Source organism: Xanthomonas massiliensis (assembly GCF_900018785.1).
In the GTDB taxonomy this organism is placed as follows: Bacteria; Pseudomonadota; Gammaproteobacteria; order Xanthomonadales; family Xanthomonadaceae; genus Xanthomonas_B; species Xanthomonas_B massiliensis.
In genome coordinates, this window is sequence record NZ_FCOY01000005.1 from 260,480 (window position 1) to 274,768 (window position 14,289).

Below are 14,289 nucleotides of genomic sequence, written 5' to 3' on the forward strand. Positions count from 1 at the left end.
GCCGCATCCAACGGCGTCCGCGCCGGGAAGGGGCCAGCCGTCAGGCCGCCACCCCGGCGCCGGCCGCCTGCAGCGCGCGGGTGGCCGCCTTCTCGCCGCTGAGGAAGGCCTGGTCGGTCCAGATGTAGCCCCACAGGCCGAAGCGCCCGCAGGTCTGCACGCCCATCGCGCGCAGCCAGTCCAGCACCGTGCGCACCGCCTCGGGACGGTCCAGGTCGTAGATCACGTTGCCCCAGGGGATCCACAGCGAGCTCAGGTGGACGATGTGGCGGCGGTCGGCGATCACCCCGCAGCGCAGCAGCGCGGCCACCGCCGGCTCGATCCAGTCGTCGGGCCGGCCGGCCAGCGGGCGGTATTTCTCGCTGAAGTAGATCTCGGCCTGGATCGCGTCGCAGCCGGGCGGCACGTTGCCCGGGGCCAGGTTGCGCCGGTAGCTGATGCGCGAGAACGGGATGTCCTCGTCATAGAAATACGACCACTGCGCGCGGGTGTCGATCGGCCGGTCCACGCCGATGTTGACCACCACCACCTGCGAGCAGGCCAGGCGCGCGGCGGCGGCGCGCACCGCCGCCGGCGCCTGGTCGATCAGCGGCACCAGCGCCGGCAGCGGCAGCGAGGAGATCAGCTGGTCGAAGCCGGCGGTGGCGCCGTTGGCGAAGCGCAGCGTGCGCGTGGCCAGGTCGATGCCGGCGACCTGGTGGCCGCAATGCACCTGCGCCTGCGGGTAGAAGCCGCGGACGAAGGATTCGAAGCCGCCCTCGGACGGGTAGCGGAACTCGTTGACGTAGAACACGTCCAGCGGCTCGTGCTCGAGCGCGCCGCGCAGCACCTCGCGCAGGTCCGGCCGGTACAGGCGCGGGCCGAGCCAGTCCACGGTCATGTTGGCCGCCTCGGTGGTGTGGTACTTGCGCGTGTACACCATCGGGAAGCGGGTGGCGAAGCTGCGCCCGAAGGCGGCCAGCAGCCAGTCCTCGTAGTTGCGGATCGGCGGTGCCTCGACCGCGGCGGCGGCGACGAAGTCGGCGATGCAGTCCACCACCAGCTCCGGCGGCAGGCCGTGCAGGTTGACCTGCGCCGGATGCTTGATCCAGTGCCCGTGCCAGTAGTTGTTGCAGTAGACGTTGCCGCTCTCGTAGCGGCCGGCCGACGCGGCGAACAGCTGCTTGACCCGTTCGTTCTTGGGGAAGGAGATGTGCACGCCCTCGTCGAAGACGAAGCCGTCGCCGTGGTCGAAGCTGGTGGTCAGCCCGCCCGGGCGCGCGCGCTGCTCGTACAGGTCGGCGCGGATGCCGTGGTCGTGCAGCTGGTGGGCGGCGCCGAAGCCGGCCATGCCGCCGCCGAGGATCGCGTATCGGGTGTCTTGCATGGCAGGTGCTCCGGGTTGGGGGCCAGCGGCCGGTCAGGGGGAAGGGACGATCAGGCCAGCATCGGCGGCGATGCGCGCGGCCGCGGCGATGCGCGCGAACGGCACCTGCGCGCGCTCGGCCATGTCCAGCAGGCCGTGGCGGCCGTCGGCCAGGTTCAGTACCCACAGCAGATCCATCTGGCTGGCGCCGCCGGCTTCCTTCTGCCCGGCGATGGCGCGGTACAGCCCGCGCCGGCCCAGCTGCGGCTCGCCGCGCCCGTCCACGCGCACGTAGCGGCGCTCGCCGTCGAGCACGTCCAGCACCGTGGCCAGCACCGCCCAGGACTGCTCCAGCGCCGCGGCGGTGACGAAGCCGGGGTTGTCGGCCGAGGTGTGGTATTCGGGGAAGGTGCCGTGCACGCCGCGCATGAAGCAGCCCACCGGCAGGGCGTAGCCGGGCGAGGCGTACTGGCGCTCGTCGTAGCCGTAGGGGCTGAACGGCAGCAGCGCGTGCGCCAGCCCGGCATGGCGCAGCACGTGCGCCACCGCGGTGTCCACCGCCGCGCCGTCGCGGCTGCGCTTGTAGTGGAACGGGCCGGGGTCGCCGACGCAGGTGAGCACCAGGCCATGGGCGATGCGTTCCAGCCGCGCCTCGTTGGCGGCCAGCCAGGCGATCGCGCCGATCGTGGCCGGCACGAACAGGAAGCGGTAGCCGAGCCGGCGCCGGCGCGTGGCCTGGCGCATCGCCAGCGCGGTGGCCACGGCGATCCCGGAGAGGTTGTCGTCGGCCAGGCTGGGATGGCACACGTGGACGCTGACCAGCACCTCCTGGTCGCTCTCGCCGGGCAGGAACAGCTCGCCGTAGCTGAGCGCGCCGGGCGCCAGGGTGCTGTCGATGCGCACCCGGTAGGCCGGCTCGCGCATCTGCCGCCACAGCCGGTCGCTCAGGCAGAAGCCCCAGTCGCGCGCGTAGTAGCCGGTGCGGTAGGGCACCAGGTCCGGCTGCCCGGGCAGGGTGTGGACGTGGGCGGCCAGTTCCTCGCGGCTGACCTGCGCGTCGACCGGCAGGCTGTAGCCGACCACGTGCAGGTTGCTGTCGGCGAAATCCACCAGGCGCCGGCCGTCCAGGGTCTCGATCCAGGCGTCGCGGATGTTCCATTCCGGCGGGATCTCCCAGTCCAGCACCGGCGTGCCGCTGGGCACCTCGCGCACGGCCAGCGGCACGTGGCGCGCCAGTTCGGCCAGGGTCGCGCGCACGCCGTCGCCGGTCAGGCTGCGCGGCAGCGGGTACAGCCGGCGCACCAGCGCGTGCAGGTCCAGCGGCGGCGCTTCGCGGACCAGGCCGGTGGCGGCGGCGGGCGCGGCGGTGTCCATGGTCATCGGCGGCCCAGCCAGGGATAGCGCGCGGCCAGCGGCGGCCAGCCCGCATCGCCCTCGGACAGCGCGGCCACCGGCAGCGGCCAGGCGATGCCGACGGCCGGGTCGTCGTGGCGGAAGCCGTCGTACAGCCCGGGCTGGTAGGCCTCGCCCATCAGGTACTCGACCAGCACGCCGTCGCTCAGGGCCTGGAAGCCGTGGGCGAAGCCGGCCGGCACGAACAGCAGCGCCGGCGCCCGGGCGTCGAGCACGGTGGCGTAGTGGCGGCCGCGCTGCGGCGAGGCCGGGCGCAGGTCCACGATCACGTCGTGGATGCGGCCCTGGCTGCAGCGCACCAGCTTGGCGTCGGCATGCGGGGCGCGCTGGAAGTGCATGCCGCGCACGGTGCCGCGCCGGCGGGTCAGCGAGCTGTTGCCCTGCACCGGGCGGAAGGCGATGCCGCGCTCGCGGAAGCTGGCCTCGCACCAGGTGCGGCAGAAGCTGCCGCGCGCGTCGCCGTGCACGACCGGCCGGACCAGCCAGGCATCGGAATCGGCGACGGGCACGAAGTCCACGACCGCCTCAGCGCAGCCACGGCGCGCCGTTGCGCCAGGCTTCTTCCAGGGTGACCTTGTCGCGCAGGGTGTCCATGCTCTGCCAGAAGCCGTCGTGGCGGTAGGCCGCCAGCTGGCCGTGCTCGACCAGGCGCAGCATCGGCTGCTGCTCCCATACCGTGCTGTCGTCGTCGATCAGGTCCAGCACCTGCGGCTCGCACACGAAGAAGCCGGCGTTGATCATGCCCACGTCGTTGCCGTCCTTCTCGCGGAACGATTCCACCCGGGTGCCGTGGTGGTCGAAGGTCATCACGCCGAAGCGGCCCGGCGGCTGCACCGCGGTCACCGTCGCCCACAGTCCCTGCTCGCGGTGGAAGGCGATCAGCCGGCCGATATCCACGTCGCTGACCCCGTCGCCGTAGGTCAGGCAGAACGTGTCCGCGCCGATCGCCTCGCGCGCGCGGCGCAGGCGGCCGCCGGTCATGGTGTCCAGGCCGGTGTCCAGGATGGTGATGTTCCACGGCTCGGCGCACTCGGCATGCCAGCTGACCTCGCCGCTGGCCATGTTGATGGTGAAGTCCGAGGAGTGCATCCGGTAGTTGAGGAAGTACTGGCGGATGAATTCCACGCGGTAGCCGCCGAGCACGACGAAATCGGTCAGCCCGTACTGGGCGTAGCACTTCATGATGTGCCAGATGATCGTGCGCCCGCCGATCTCCACCATCGGCTTGGGGCGTACCGCGGTTTCCTCGCTCAGGCGGGTGCCCAGCCCGCCGGACAGGATCACGACCTTCATGCCGCTGCCTCCCCCCTGCTGACGATGCGGCGCGTGCCGCGTGACGGTTCCCTGTGCATGCCTCAGTCCTCGATCGCGGCCTGCGGCAGCGGCACGATGAAGCGCCCGCCCCAGTCCCTGACGTGCGCCAGCTGCGCCTTGACCTCCTGCCTGAGGTTCCATACGAGGATGAGCACGTAATCCGGCCGTGCCCGGTCCAGCGCCTCCGGCGCCAGGATCGGCACGCGCACCCCGGGCAGGAAGCGGCCCTGCTTGGACGGCGCCCGGTCCACGGTGAACTCCAGGAAGTCGCGGCCGATGCCGCAGTAGTTGAGCAGGGTCACGCCCTTGGCCGGCGCGCCGTAGGCGACGATGCGCCGGCCCTCGTCCTTGAGCCGGGCCAGCAGCGCCAGCAGCGCGCGCTTGGTGCGCTTGACCGACTCGTTCCAGGCCAGGTAGGCGGCGTCCTGGTCCAGGCCGTAGGCGCGCTCCTCGGCCAGCACGCGTTCCAGCGCCGGGGTGTCGGCGATCTCCGCGTCGGCATGGCACACCAGGAAGCGGATCGAGCCGCCGTGGGTCTCCAGCTCGTCCACGTCGAACACGCGCAGGCCGGCACTGGCGAACACGTGGCGCGCGGCGATCAGCGAGAAGTAGGAGAAGTGTTCGTGGTAGATCGTGTCGAACTGGTTGCGCTGCATCAGCCGCAGCAGGTGCTGGACCTCGAAGGTGGCCACGCCGTCGGCCGCCAGCAGCCGCTTCACCCCGGACACGAAGCCGTTGAGGTCGGGCACGTGGGCCAGCACGTTGTTGGCGGTGATCAGCCGCGCCGGCCCGCCCTCGGCCAGCAGCACCTCGGCGCAGGCCGGGTCGAAGAAGGCGATGCGGGTGGGGATGCCCTTGTCCAGCGCCGCCTGGGCCACGCTCTCGCACGGCTCCACGCCCAGGCAGTCCAGGCCGGCGGCCTGCGAGTACTGCAGCAGGTAGCCGTCGTTGGAGGCGATCTCCACGTGGCGCTCGCCCGGCCGCAGCCGCAGCCGCGCCAGCATCGCCTCGACGTAGGCGCGCGCGTGCGCCAGCCACGAGCTGGAGACCGAGGAGAAATAGGCGTAGTCGGCGCGGAAGATCGCCTCGGCGGCGAGCAGGTCGCGGGTCTGGGCGAGCCGGCAGTGGCGGCATACCCACACCTCCAGTGGATAGAACGCCTCGCCGCGCGCGTAGTCCTGCGGCGCCACGTAGTCGTTGGCGACCGGCGACAGGCCGAGGTCGGCCAGCGGCAGGTCGAGCGCGTGGCCGCAGTGCCTGCACGGCGGCGGCGCCAGGGGCGAAACGGGGCTGTCCATCCGGTGTCCTTGCGGTGGCGTGCAGTGGCGAAACGGCGGACCGTGCCGGAACCGGCCAGCCGCACCGCGGCTGAATGCTGCATGGCCGCATCGGCGTGCCGAACGCGTGGCCCCGGATGACGGTCGCCCGTGCGGCCGCCCGCGGTGCCACAGGGGGATACCGTCCAACCGGGAGCCGGCATGTCCTCCACGCCTGCAGGTACGTTCCTGCCGCACATCCACCTGATGCGCGGCGTCGCGGTGCTGGTCATCGTCGCCGCCCACGTCTATTCGGCCCAGTCCTGGCCCGGCGATCCGCTGGGGCGGCTGTTCAACGAGGCCAACATCGCCTTCACCTTCGTCTCCGGCTACCTGTTCCAGTTCCTGCTGCCGCGCTTCGCCTACGGCCGGTTCCTGCGGCGCAAGTTCACCGGCGTGGTGTTGCCCTACCTGGCGGTGTCGGTACCGGCGCTGGCGATCTACCTGGCCGGCGCCAAGGCGCACCCGACCCAGTACCTGGACAGCGGCGGCGCCGGCCTGGCCGCGCGCCTGCTGCTGACCGGTACCCACCTGGGGCCGCTGTGGTTCATCCCGATGATCCTGCTGTACTACGCGGCGGCGCCGCTGTTCCACTTCGTCGACCGGCGCCCGCGCCTGTACCTGGCCTGGCTGCCGCTGCTGGCGCTGCCGGTCTGGGTGCCGCGCCCGCCGCTCAACGACAACCCGCTGCAGGCGGCGCTGCACTACCTGCCGGTGTATGTCGCCGGGATGCTGGCGTGCCGCTACCGCGCCGCCATCGACGCGCTGTTCCGCGGCCGGGCGTGGCTGGCGCTGGCGATGGTGGCGCTGGCCACGGCGGCCTCGCTGCTCGTGGCCGAGGGCGCGGTGCTGCACGCCAAGCTGCTGCTGCTGGCCGGCCTGTACGGCCTGTGCCTGAACCTGTCCGCGCTCAATCCGGTCGCGCTCGGCGTGCTGGCCAACCTGTCCTTCGGCATCTTCTTCCTGCACGGCTACGTGGTGGCCGGCGGCCGGATGCTGGCCGGGCGGCACCCGGGCCTGTTCGTCGGCAACGGCGCCAGCCTGCTGCTGATGACCCTGGCGGTCACCGGCCTGAGCGCATTGGCGGTCCAGGCGGTGCAGCGCCTGGCCGGGCAGCGCAGCCGCTGGCTGGTGGGCTGCTGAGGCTCAGGCGAAATCCAGCACCCGGCGCGGGTGCAGGCCGCCGCCGGCCAGGTGGGCGAGCGCGGTGAGGTTGCCGCGCAGGCGGCCCTTGCGGTCCACCCACGGTTCCGGGCGCAGGCTGCGCACGCCGTTGGCGAGCAGGTTGCGGCTCATCTGCCCCAGCGCGCGTTTCCAGCTCAGCGTGCCCTTGCGCGCCAGGTACACCGGGTTGGCGATCTGCGAATAGCCCAGGCGCAGGCCCGGGCTGCGGCCGGCCTTCTTGGTGCCCAGGTGCACCCCGCGCAGGCGCAGGCTGCGGACGATCTCGCCGTGGCGGGCGAGCTGGCGCGAGAAGTCGATGTCCTCCAGCCACGCGTACAGCGGCAGGGCCTCGTCGAAGCGCAGCGCGTGCGCGCGCACCGGCGCCATGCGCACCACCATGTTGCAGCCGTAGGCGCCGTATTCCGGCAGCGGCTGCGCCGGTGCGGCGTTCTCGCCCAGCGCCTCGATCAGGCGGTGGCCCTCGGCGAAGTCGATGCCCGGGCCGAGGATGCCGTCGGCCACGACGTGGCCGGTGGCCACCACCGTGCGCGGCCGGGCGTCGAACAGCGCCTCGACCTCGGCCAGGTAGTCCGGCGCGGGCAGGAAATCGTCGTCCAGGAACACCACGATGTCCGCGTCGGTGCGCGCCAGCAGCATGTTGCGCTGGGCCGGCAGGCCCACCGGCCCGAGCACCACCCGGCTCTCGCCGGGATAGCCGGCCAGGCACGCCGGGTCGATGTCCTGCGCGCCGGCCGGGCAGATCAGCAGCTCGTCGGCGCGGCGCTGCTGGCGGGCGACGAAGCGCACCGTGTCGGAAAGGATGTCGCGGCGTCCGGCGGTGGCGATGGCGATGGCGATGCGTGGGCTCATGGGGTACCGGGCGTGGGCGGGGAGCGGGGGACGGCAGCGTGCAGGGCGCCCGCCGCGGCGGCGTCCGCGCACCGCGCCGGCAGCGCCTGGGCGATCACCGTGTCGAGCAGGCGCGCGGCCGCGCCGGCCCAGGTGAAGCGGGCGGCATGCTCCAGCCCGCGCTGGCGCAGGTCCGCGGCCAGCGCCGGCTCGCGGCGCAGGCGCAGGATCTGGGCGGTCCAGGCCTGCGGGTCGTCCGCCGCGGCCTGCAGCGCGGCGGCGCCGCAGACCTCCGGCAACGCCCCGCAGGGCGCGACGATGGCCGGGCAGCCCAGGCGCATCGCCTCCAGCGGCGGCAGGCCGAAGCCCTCGGTCAGCGAGGGGAAGGCGAGTGCCGTCGCGCCCTGCAGCAGCCCGGCCAGGGCGGCGTCGTCGATCCGGCCGACGAAGCGCACGTTGGCCGGCACGTCCACGCCGGCGCCATGGAAGTCCGCGGCGCTGCCGGCCCCGAACAGCACCAGCGTCATGTCGGCCAGGGCCGGGTCGGCGAACGCCCGCAGCAGCACGCGGATGTTCTTGTGCGCCTGCACGGTGGCCAGGGCCATCACGTAGCGGCCGTGGCGCAGGCCGTGGCGGGCGGGCGCGGTGGCGTCGGCAGGCGTGCGCAGCACGTGGTCGCAGCCGTTGTGGACCACGTGGATGCGCGTGGCCGCGGCCACGCCGTGGCGGTCCAGCTGCTCGCGCGAATAGCCGGACACGGTGAGGATGGCGCGGTTGCGCCGGCCCAGCAGCGGCAGCATGGTCCGGTACCAGGCCAGGAACGGGCGCGAGTACGAGCCCGGCGACAGGTACACCTGGGCGTCGTGGATCATGGTCAGCGCGCGCGGGTACAGCACCGGGCCCAGGTTGCACAGGTTCAGCAGCACGCTGCCGCGCGCGTGCAGCGGCAGGGCGAACTGCTCCCACGGGATGCCCTTCAGGCGCGTGCTGGGCCCGCCGATGCAGCGCTGGGCGACAGCGCGCAGCGCCAGCGGCTGCGCCGGCCGGCCCGGCATCACCACCTCGCAGCGCAGGTGGCGATAGCGCGGGTCGTCCGCGGCCAGCAGCGCGTCGATGGCCATCAGCAGCTCGTGGGCGACGCGGTACACGCCCGAGCGCGCGGCCGACAGGGTGAGGAACTTGCCGTTGATGGTGATGCGGTCCATGGCGGGCTCCGGGCGCGTCGGGGTCAGGGATCGGTGAGCGGGGCGGGACGGGTGCAGCGCGACAGCCGCGCGGCCACGCGCTCGTGCAGGTAGCGTTCCGGGCCGGCCGGGCGCCCCAGCGCCTGCCACAGCAGCCAGGCCGAGGCCAGGTAGACCGCCAGGAACGCCAGCGCGGCGCCGCCCAGGCGCAGCAGCAGCGCGGCGGTGCCGAGCGTGCCGGCATGCAGCGCCGGCACCAGCAGCAGCGCCAGCGCCGCCGCCGGCAGCACCGCCAGCAGCGGCGGCACCAGGTTGGCCAGCTGCCGGTACGTGCCGCGCCCGGTCAGGCGGTGCACCACGGCCAGCGTGGCCAGCAGTCCGGCGAGCAGGGCCAGGGCGGTGTTGGCGATGGCGCCCTCGGCGCCGAAGCGGCTGACCAGCAGGTACAGCAGCGGCAGCCGCGCCAGCAGCTGGGCGAAGGTCTGCAGCGCCACCAGGCGGGTGCGGTTGAGCATCATCGCCAGCGGCGCCACCGGGATCGTCGGGATCGCCAGCACCTGCACCAGCGCGATCCAGCGCAGCAGCGAGGCGGTCTCGGCCCAGCGCGGGCCGAGCACCAGCGCCACCACCGGCTCGGCCCAGATCGCCAGGGCGACGAACAGCGGCAGCAGCAGGAGCATCAGTGCGCGGGTGGCGTGGGCGTGCACCTCGGCGGTACGCCCGGCCTGGCCGGCGGCGCGGAAGGTGGCCATCAGCGGGCGCTGGATCGGCGTGGTGATCGCCTGGAACGGCAGCGTGGACAGGTCGCCGGCCATGGCGTAGCGGCCGAAACCGGCGACCGGCACGAAGCGCGGCAGCACCAGCCGGTCCAGCTGCCAGTTCAGCGCCGCGGCGGTCTGCGCCACCAGGTTCCAGCCGAGCATGTCGGCGAACTGCGGCCAGCCGGCCAGGCCCAGGCGCGGGCGCATCGGCGCCAGCCGGTAGGACGCCAGCAGCATCACCAGCGGCGTGCACAGCGTGGCCGCGGCGATCGCCCAGTAGCTGCCGGTGGCCAGCACCACCGCCAGCGCGACGAGGAACGCGGTGGCCTTGCCGAGCACCTCGATCGACGCCTCCGGGCGGAAATCGTGGCGCCGGGCGAACACCACCATGCGCGGGCTGACCAGGCCGCGCATGGCCGGCGCCAGGGCCAGCACGGCGATCAGCGGCACCAGCCGCGCATCGCCGTAGAAGCGCGCCAGCGGCCAGGCCAGCGCGGCCATCAGCACGGCGATGGCCAGCCCGCGCAGCAGGCCCAGGGTGAAGGCCGTGCCCAGCAGGGTGCGGTCCAGCCGCCGCACGCGCAGCAGGGCCGAGGACAGCGGCAGCTCCAGCACCGCCTCGACGATGAAGATGGCGACCATCGCGGTGGCGACCAGGCCGAAGTCGGCCGGCCCCAGGAAGCGCGCCAGCAGCAGCAGCGCGGCGAAATCGATCAGCTTGGCGACCCAGCGCGCGCCGATGGTCCAGGCGCCGGCGCCCAGGGTCTTGCGGGCCAGGCTGGCGGGCGCGCCTGCCACGGTCACGGCGTCCCGTGCGGCGCGCGCGGCAGGGCCGTGGCCGCGGGCGTCCAGGCCGGGTAGGCCTGCGCCCGCGCCACCGCCGGCGGCTGGGCGATGGCCAGGGCGAAGCCGTACAGGAAGGCGTTGAGCAGGCCGAAGTCCGGGGTGGTGCCGATCATTAGGCTGGAGACGAACGGCGCCAGCCAGGACCAGCGCGCGGCATTGAGGAAGGCCTGGCCCTGCTTGTCCTGCGCCGGCGCGCGGCGCAGCAGCAGGCTCTGCAGCACGAACAGGAAGTACAGCCCCGCGCCGAGGAAGCCGACGTTGCTGGTCAGGGCCACGGCGAAGTTGGACGCACGCGTGCCGCCCAGGCCCGTGCCCAGGCCGTGGGTGGCCAGCAACGCCTCCCACGACAGCGTGGTCCACATGCCGCGCTCCTCGAACGAGCTGGTCTCGCTCTTGCGGAACACCAGCAGGTCCACCGCCTCGATCACCGGCTGCAGCACGCCCGGTGCCAGCATCGCCACCAGGATCAGCGCCGACATGCCCAGCGCCACGATCCAGAACTCCGGGCCCAGACCGCGGGTGAGGTAGGCGTTGTCGCGCACCCAGGCGGCGCGCCACAGCCATTCGGCCACCGCCACGCAGGCGAAGATGAACAGGCCCAGGTAGGCGGCCGAGGAGGTGGAGATCCAGATCATCGCCACCAGCAACGCCAGCAGCCCGGGCGCCAGGCGGTCGCGCAGCAGGCCCGGCGCCATCGTGCGGCGGAAGAAGTACAGCAGCGACAGGAAGCCCACCGCCAGGTTGCCGAACGAGGAGGCCTCCGGCATCAGCCCGACCACGCGCTTGGCGCCCTCCATCTCCACGTCGGTCAGCAGCGCGTAGCTGGCGGTGCGGAACGGTTCCAGCAGCGGCTGCAGCGGCACGTACTGACTGGCCGCGTCGAGCAGGCCGGTGGCCACCGTGATCGCCGCGCCCAGGCTGATCGCGCCGACCACGTGGGTGCGCATCCGGGCCTGGCCGAGCAGGCGCGCGAAGGCGAATACCGCCAGCACCGAGATGCTCAGGTACATCAGCTGGGAGAGGTTCTGCATCGTCGGTCCCAGCGACTCGACCGACATGAACTGGGTGACCTTCAGCGGCACGATGTCCAGGCCGGCGAAGTAGCGCGGCATGAACAGCGTGACGAACACCGCCACGATCCAGAACAGGAACAGCAGCAACAGCCCCGACGGGCGCAGCGCGGTGCCGATCGCCCAGGCCGCGCCGCGCGCGTCGAACAGCTGGCGGACGATCAGCAGCAGCGCCACCATCGGCGTCGGGGTCAGGGTCAGCCCGGCGGTGACGGCGGTGGGGACGACCGCGAACGAGCCAAACGGCATCGAGCCGAAGAACAGGTAGACCAGTACCGGCTTGCGGCTGGCCAGGGCCCAGACGACCAGGGCCCAGAAGATGGCGATGGGGACGAAGTCCATGGCCGTCGCCTCAGGCCGGGACCGGTTCGGCGCAGGCGGCGTCGACCAGGCGCGCGATCTCGCGCTTGAACGCCTCGATGCCGAAGGAGCGCGCGTGGGCCTGCAGCGTGGCCGTGTCGAAGTCCGCCGCGCAGCGCTCGAAGCGCTCCATCGCCTCGGCCAGCGCATCGACGCTCTGGGTGTGGAACAGCAGGCCGGTGCGGCCGTCGACGACGGTCTCCAGCGCACCGCCGCGCGCGTAGGCGATCACCGGGCGGCCGCTGGCCATCACCTCCAGCGGCACCAGGCCGAAGTCCTCCACGCCCGGGTACAGCAGCGCCCTGCACTGGCCGAACTGGCGCGCCATCTCGGCATCGTCGACCGCGCCGAGGAACTCCACCGTCGGCCCGGCCAGGCGCCTGAGCCGCTCGTCGGCACCGCTGCCGATCACCCGCAGGCGCGCGCCGCGCCGGGTGCAGGCCTGCACCGCCAGCTCGATCCTCTTGTACGGCGTGATCTGGCCGGCGCACAGGTAGAAGTCGCCGACGTGCTCGGCGGCCTGGAAGCGCGCCACGTCCACCGGCGGATGCACCACCTCGGCGTGGCGCCGGTAGAACTTGCCGATGCGCTTGGCCACGTAGGCGGAATTGGCGATGAAGCGGTCCACCCGGTGCGAGGTGGTCACGTCCCACTGGCGCAGCCAGGGCGCGGCCAGCGACATCGCCAGCCGCGTCAGCGGCCCGGAGGCGGCGCGGTACTGCGGGTACAGGTCCCAGATGTAGCGCATCGGCGAGTGGCAGTAGCACACGTGGCGCGTGTCCGGGCCGGGGATGATGCCCTTGGCCGGGCCGGCCTCGCTGGAGATCACCAGGTCGTAGCCGGTCAGGTCGAAGGACTCCAGCGCGAACGGCATCAGCGCCAGCATCTTCTGGTAGTGGCGCACGCCGCCGATGCGCTGCAGGAACGAGGTGGTGATGCGGTGCCGGCGCAGGGTGGGCGAGATCCTGTCCGGATCGCACACCAGCGTGTAGATGTCGGCCTGGGGATACATCTCGCACAGCGCCTCGAGCACCTTCTCGCCGCCGCGCATGCCCACCAGCCAGTAGTGCACCAGCGCCACCTTGCGGTCGGCGGCGGCCGGGGCCGGGGGCGCGGTGTCGGCCGGGGCGGGGGCGAGCTGCAGCATCGGGTCCTTCCTGGGTGGGCGCTCAGTACGCGTTCTTGTGGACGAAGCCCTTGAACAGGGTGAGCGCGATGATCTTCAGGTCGAACCACAGCGACCAGTTCTGGATGTAGTGGATGTCGCACTCGATGCGCTTGCCCAGGTCGGTGGAGCCGCGCCAGCCGTTGACCTGGGCCCAGCCGGTGATGCCGGCCTTGACCATGTGCTTCTTCATGTAGTCCGGGATGGCGTGCTTGAACTGGTGCACGAACACCGGCCGCTCCGGGCGCGGGCCGACGATGGACATCTCGCCCTTGAGCACGTTGAGGAACTGCGGCAGCTCGTCCAGGCTGGTGCGGCGCAGGAACGCGCCGACCCGGGTGGCGCGGTTCTCGCCGGACCTGGCCCAGACCGCGCCGGTGGCCTGCTCGGCGTCCACCGGCATGGAGCGGAACTTGAGCATCTGGAACGGGCGGTTGTTCCAACTGATGCGTTCCTGGCGGTAGAACACCGGCCCGGGCGAACTGAGCTTGACCGCCACCGCGATGGCCAGCATCAGCGGCGAGATCGCCAGCACGATCGCCGCCGCCAGCAACCGGTCCTCCAGGTCCTTGGCCAGGCGCGCGGCGCCTTGCAGCGGCGTCTGCTGCAGGGTGATCACCGGCAGGCCCACCACCTGCTCGACGGAGTGGTTGAGCAGGTGCATGTCGAGCAGGTCCGGCACGAACTTGACGTCGGCGGTGGCGTGGCGCAGCTGCGCCAGGGCGCGGGCGATCTTGGCCTGCTCGCCCAGCGGCAGCGCGATCCAGACCTGGTCCACCGCATGGTGCTCGACGTATTCGCCCAGCGCGTCGAGTTCGCCCAGCCGCGGCAGGCCGGCCAGGTCGCCGCGGTCGGCGCCGGTGGCGAACCAGCCGCGCATGGCGATGCCGGCCCAGGGATGGGCGGCCAGGCTGTCCACGATCCGCTGCGCGCCCGGGGTGGCGCCGACCACCACCGCGCTGCGCAGGTCCACGCCGCGGGCGCGCACCCAGGCGGCGGCGCCGCGCGCGCCCAGGCGCAGCGCGGCCGCGCCGGCCAGGCTGACCAGGTACCAGGCCAGCAGCCAGGTGCGCGAGACCTCCAGGGTCAGGTGCAGGGCGGCCATGTACAGCGCCATCAGCGCGAACAGCAGCGTCCACTGCAGCCCCAGCTGCGCCACCTCGCTGGCCAGCGCGCGGCCGCGCCAGCTGCGGTACAGCCCCGAGGCGTTGAACACCAGCACCGCGAACGCCAGCCCCGGCACCAGCATGCGCAGGTATTCCAGCGGCAGGCCCGCCGTGCCGAAGCGCAGGCGGTGGGCCAGCAGCGCGCCGCCGGCCAGGACCAGCAGGTCGCCCAGGCGCAGGCCGATGCCCAGCGCGGTGCCGAAGGAACTGCTGCCGCTGTGCCAGCGTGCGGCGGTTTGCGAATGCAGCGGAACGAACAGCATGACCTGTGCCTCCTGCCTGTCGGGACCGCCCCGCGCGACCGCGACCGGTTCCCGTCGCCCTGTCCAACGGGGG

Annotated in this window: 12 protein-coding genes; 1 reads left to right on the top strand and 11 read right to left on the bottom strand. The window is 72.8% G+C overall.

What is annotated here, in order from left to right:
- Positions 1-40: 40 nt before the first annotated feature.
- The 5 genes from BN3794_RS02895 to BN3794_RS02915 form a co-directional block, all read right to left on the bottom strand.
- Positions 41-1,366, bottom strand: coding sequence for a protoporphyrinogen/coproporphyrinogen oxidase (locus BN3794_RS02895; RefSeq protein WP_078059556.1), 1,326 nt, complete (start codon positions 1,364-1,366; stop codon positions 41-43).
- 33 nt (positions 1,367-1,399) lie between these two features.
- Positions 1,400-2,725, bottom strand: coding sequence for a DUF4910 domain-containing protein (locus BN3794_RS02900; protein WP_201455248.1), 1,326 nt, complete (start codon positions 2,723-2,725; stop codon positions 1,400-1,402).
- Positions 2,722-3,276, bottom strand: a complete 555-nt coding sequence (locus BN3794_RS02905; RefSeq protein ID WP_066093050.1) for a dTDP-4-dehydrorhamnose 3,5-epimerase family protein — start codon at positions 3,274-3,276, stop codon at positions 2,722-2,724. Before BN3794_RS02905 ends, BN3794_RS02900 begins: the two co-directional genes overlap by 4 nt.
- A gap of 7 nt (positions 3,277-3,283) precedes the next feature.
- Positions 3,284-4,051 (bottom strand): glucose-1-phosphate cytidylyltransferase, encoded by a 768-nt coding sequence (gene rfbF / locus BN3794_RS02910; protein WP_066093053.1) that lies wholly within the window; start codon positions 4,049-4,051, stop codon positions 3,284-3,286.
- A 62-nt stretch (positions 4,052-4,113) separates the two neighbouring features.
- Positions 4,114-5,370, bottom strand: a complete 1,257-nt coding sequence (locus BN3794_RS02915) for a class I SAM-dependent methyltransferase (RefSeq protein WP_066093057.1) — start codon at positions 5,368-5,370, stop codon at positions 4,114-4,116.
- A 180-nt stretch (positions 5,371-5,550) separates the two neighbouring features.
- Between BN3794_RS02915 and BN3794_RS02920 the strand changes: the two genes are divergently transcribed.
- Positions 5,551-6,531, top strand: coding sequence for an acyltransferase family protein (locus BN3794_RS02920; RefSeq protein WP_078059557.1), 981 nt, complete (start codon positions 5,551-5,553; stop codon positions 6,529-6,531).
- A gap of 3 nt (positions 6,532-6,534) precedes the next feature.
- Here BN3794_RS02920 and BN3794_RS02925 read toward each other — a convergent pair whose 3' ends face one another.
- From BN3794_RS02925 to BN3794_RS02950, 6 genes are read right to left on the bottom strand one after another with little or no spacing between them, the layout of a single operon-like run.
- A complete protein-coding gene (locus BN3794_RS02925) occupies positions 6,535-7,422 on the bottom strand; it encodes a glycosyltransferase family 2 protein (RefSeq protein ID WP_066093063.1) in 888 nt (295 codons plus the stop codon).
- Positions 7,419-8,606 (bottom strand): glycosyltransferase family 4 protein, encoded by a 1,188-nt coding sequence (locus BN3794_RS02930; protein WP_066093066.1) that lies wholly within the window; start codon positions 8,604-8,606, stop codon positions 7,419-7,421. Before BN3794_RS02930 ends, BN3794_RS02925 begins: the two co-directional genes overlap by 4 nt.
- Before the next feature lie 23 nt (positions 8,607-8,629).
- Positions 8,630-10,144 carry an oligosaccharide flippase family protein gene (locus BN3794_RS02935; protein ID WP_160330881.1) on the bottom strand — a complete coding sequence of 505 codons (1,515 nt, stop codon included), beginning with the start codon at positions 10,142-10,144 and terminating at the stop codon, positions 8,630-8,632.
- A 2-nt stretch (positions 10,145-10,146) separates the two neighbouring features.
- Positions 10,147-11,604 carry a hypothetical protein gene (locus BN3794_RS16585; RefSeq protein WP_066093072.1) on the bottom strand — a complete coding sequence of 486 codons (1,458 nt, stop codon included), beginning with the start codon at positions 11,602-11,604 and terminating at the stop codon, positions 10,147-10,149.
- Positions 11,605-11,614: 10 nt separating this feature from the next.
- Positions 11,615-12,769: a glycosyltransferase gene (locus tag BN3794_RS02945; RefSeq protein ID WP_201455249.1), complete on the bottom strand. Its 1,155-nt coding sequence runs from the start codon at positions 12,767-12,769 to the stop codon at positions 11,615-11,617.
- Between the two features lie 22 nt (positions 12,770-12,791).
- The gene (locus BN3794_RS02950; RefSeq protein WP_066093075.1) at positions 12,792-14,216 is read right to left on the bottom strand and encodes an undecaprenyl-phosphate glucose phosphotransferase; all 1,425 of its coding nucleotides are present in this window, start codon (positions 14,214-14,216) and stop codon (positions 12,792-12,794) included.
- Between the last annotated feature and the right edge of the window lie 73 nt (positions 14,217-14,289).

Bases quoted from the DNA above. Each gene is read 5' to 3' on its own strand.
- BN3794_RS02945 (WP_201455249.1), bottom strand. From the start codon at position 12,769: ATGCTGCAGCTCGCCCCCGCCCCGGCCGACACCGCGCCCCCGGCCCCG.
- BN3794_RS02915 (WP_066093057.1), bottom strand. From the start codon at position 5,370: ATGGACAGCCCCGTTTCGCCCCTGGCGCCGCCGCCGTGCAGGCACTGC.
- rfbF (WP_066093053.1), bottom strand. From the start codon at position 4,051: ATGAAGGTCGTGATCCTGTCCGGCGGGCTGGGCACCCGCCTGAGCGAG.
- BN3794_RS02900 (WP_201455248.1), bottom strand. From the start codon at position 2,725: ATGACCATGGACACCGCCGCGCCCGCCGCCGCCACCGGCCTGGTCCGC.
- BN3794_RS16585 (WP_066093072.1), bottom strand. From the start codon at position 11,604: ATGGACTTCGTCCCCATCGCCATCTTCTGGGCCCTGGTCGTCTGGGCC.
- BN3794_RS02930 (WP_066093066.1), bottom strand. From the start codon at position 8,606: ATGGACCGCATCACCATCAACGGCAAGTTCCTCACCCTGTCGGCCGCG.
- BN3794_RS02895 (WP_078059556.1), bottom strand. From the start codon at position 1,366: ATGCAAGACACCCGATACGCGATCCTCGGCGGCGGCATGGCCGGCTTC.
- BN3794_RS02950 (WP_066093075.1), bottom strand. From the start codon at position 14,216: ATGCTGTTCGTTCCGCTGCATTCGCAAACCGCCGCACGCTGGCACAGC.
- BN3794_RS02925 (WP_066093063.1), bottom strand. From the start codon at position 7,422: ATGAGCCCACGCATCGCCATCGCCATCGCCACCGCCGGACGCCGCGAC.
- BN3794_RS02920 (WP_078059557.1), top strand. From the start codon at position 5,551: ATGTCCTCCACGCCTGCAGGTACGTTCCTGCCGCACATCCACCTGATG.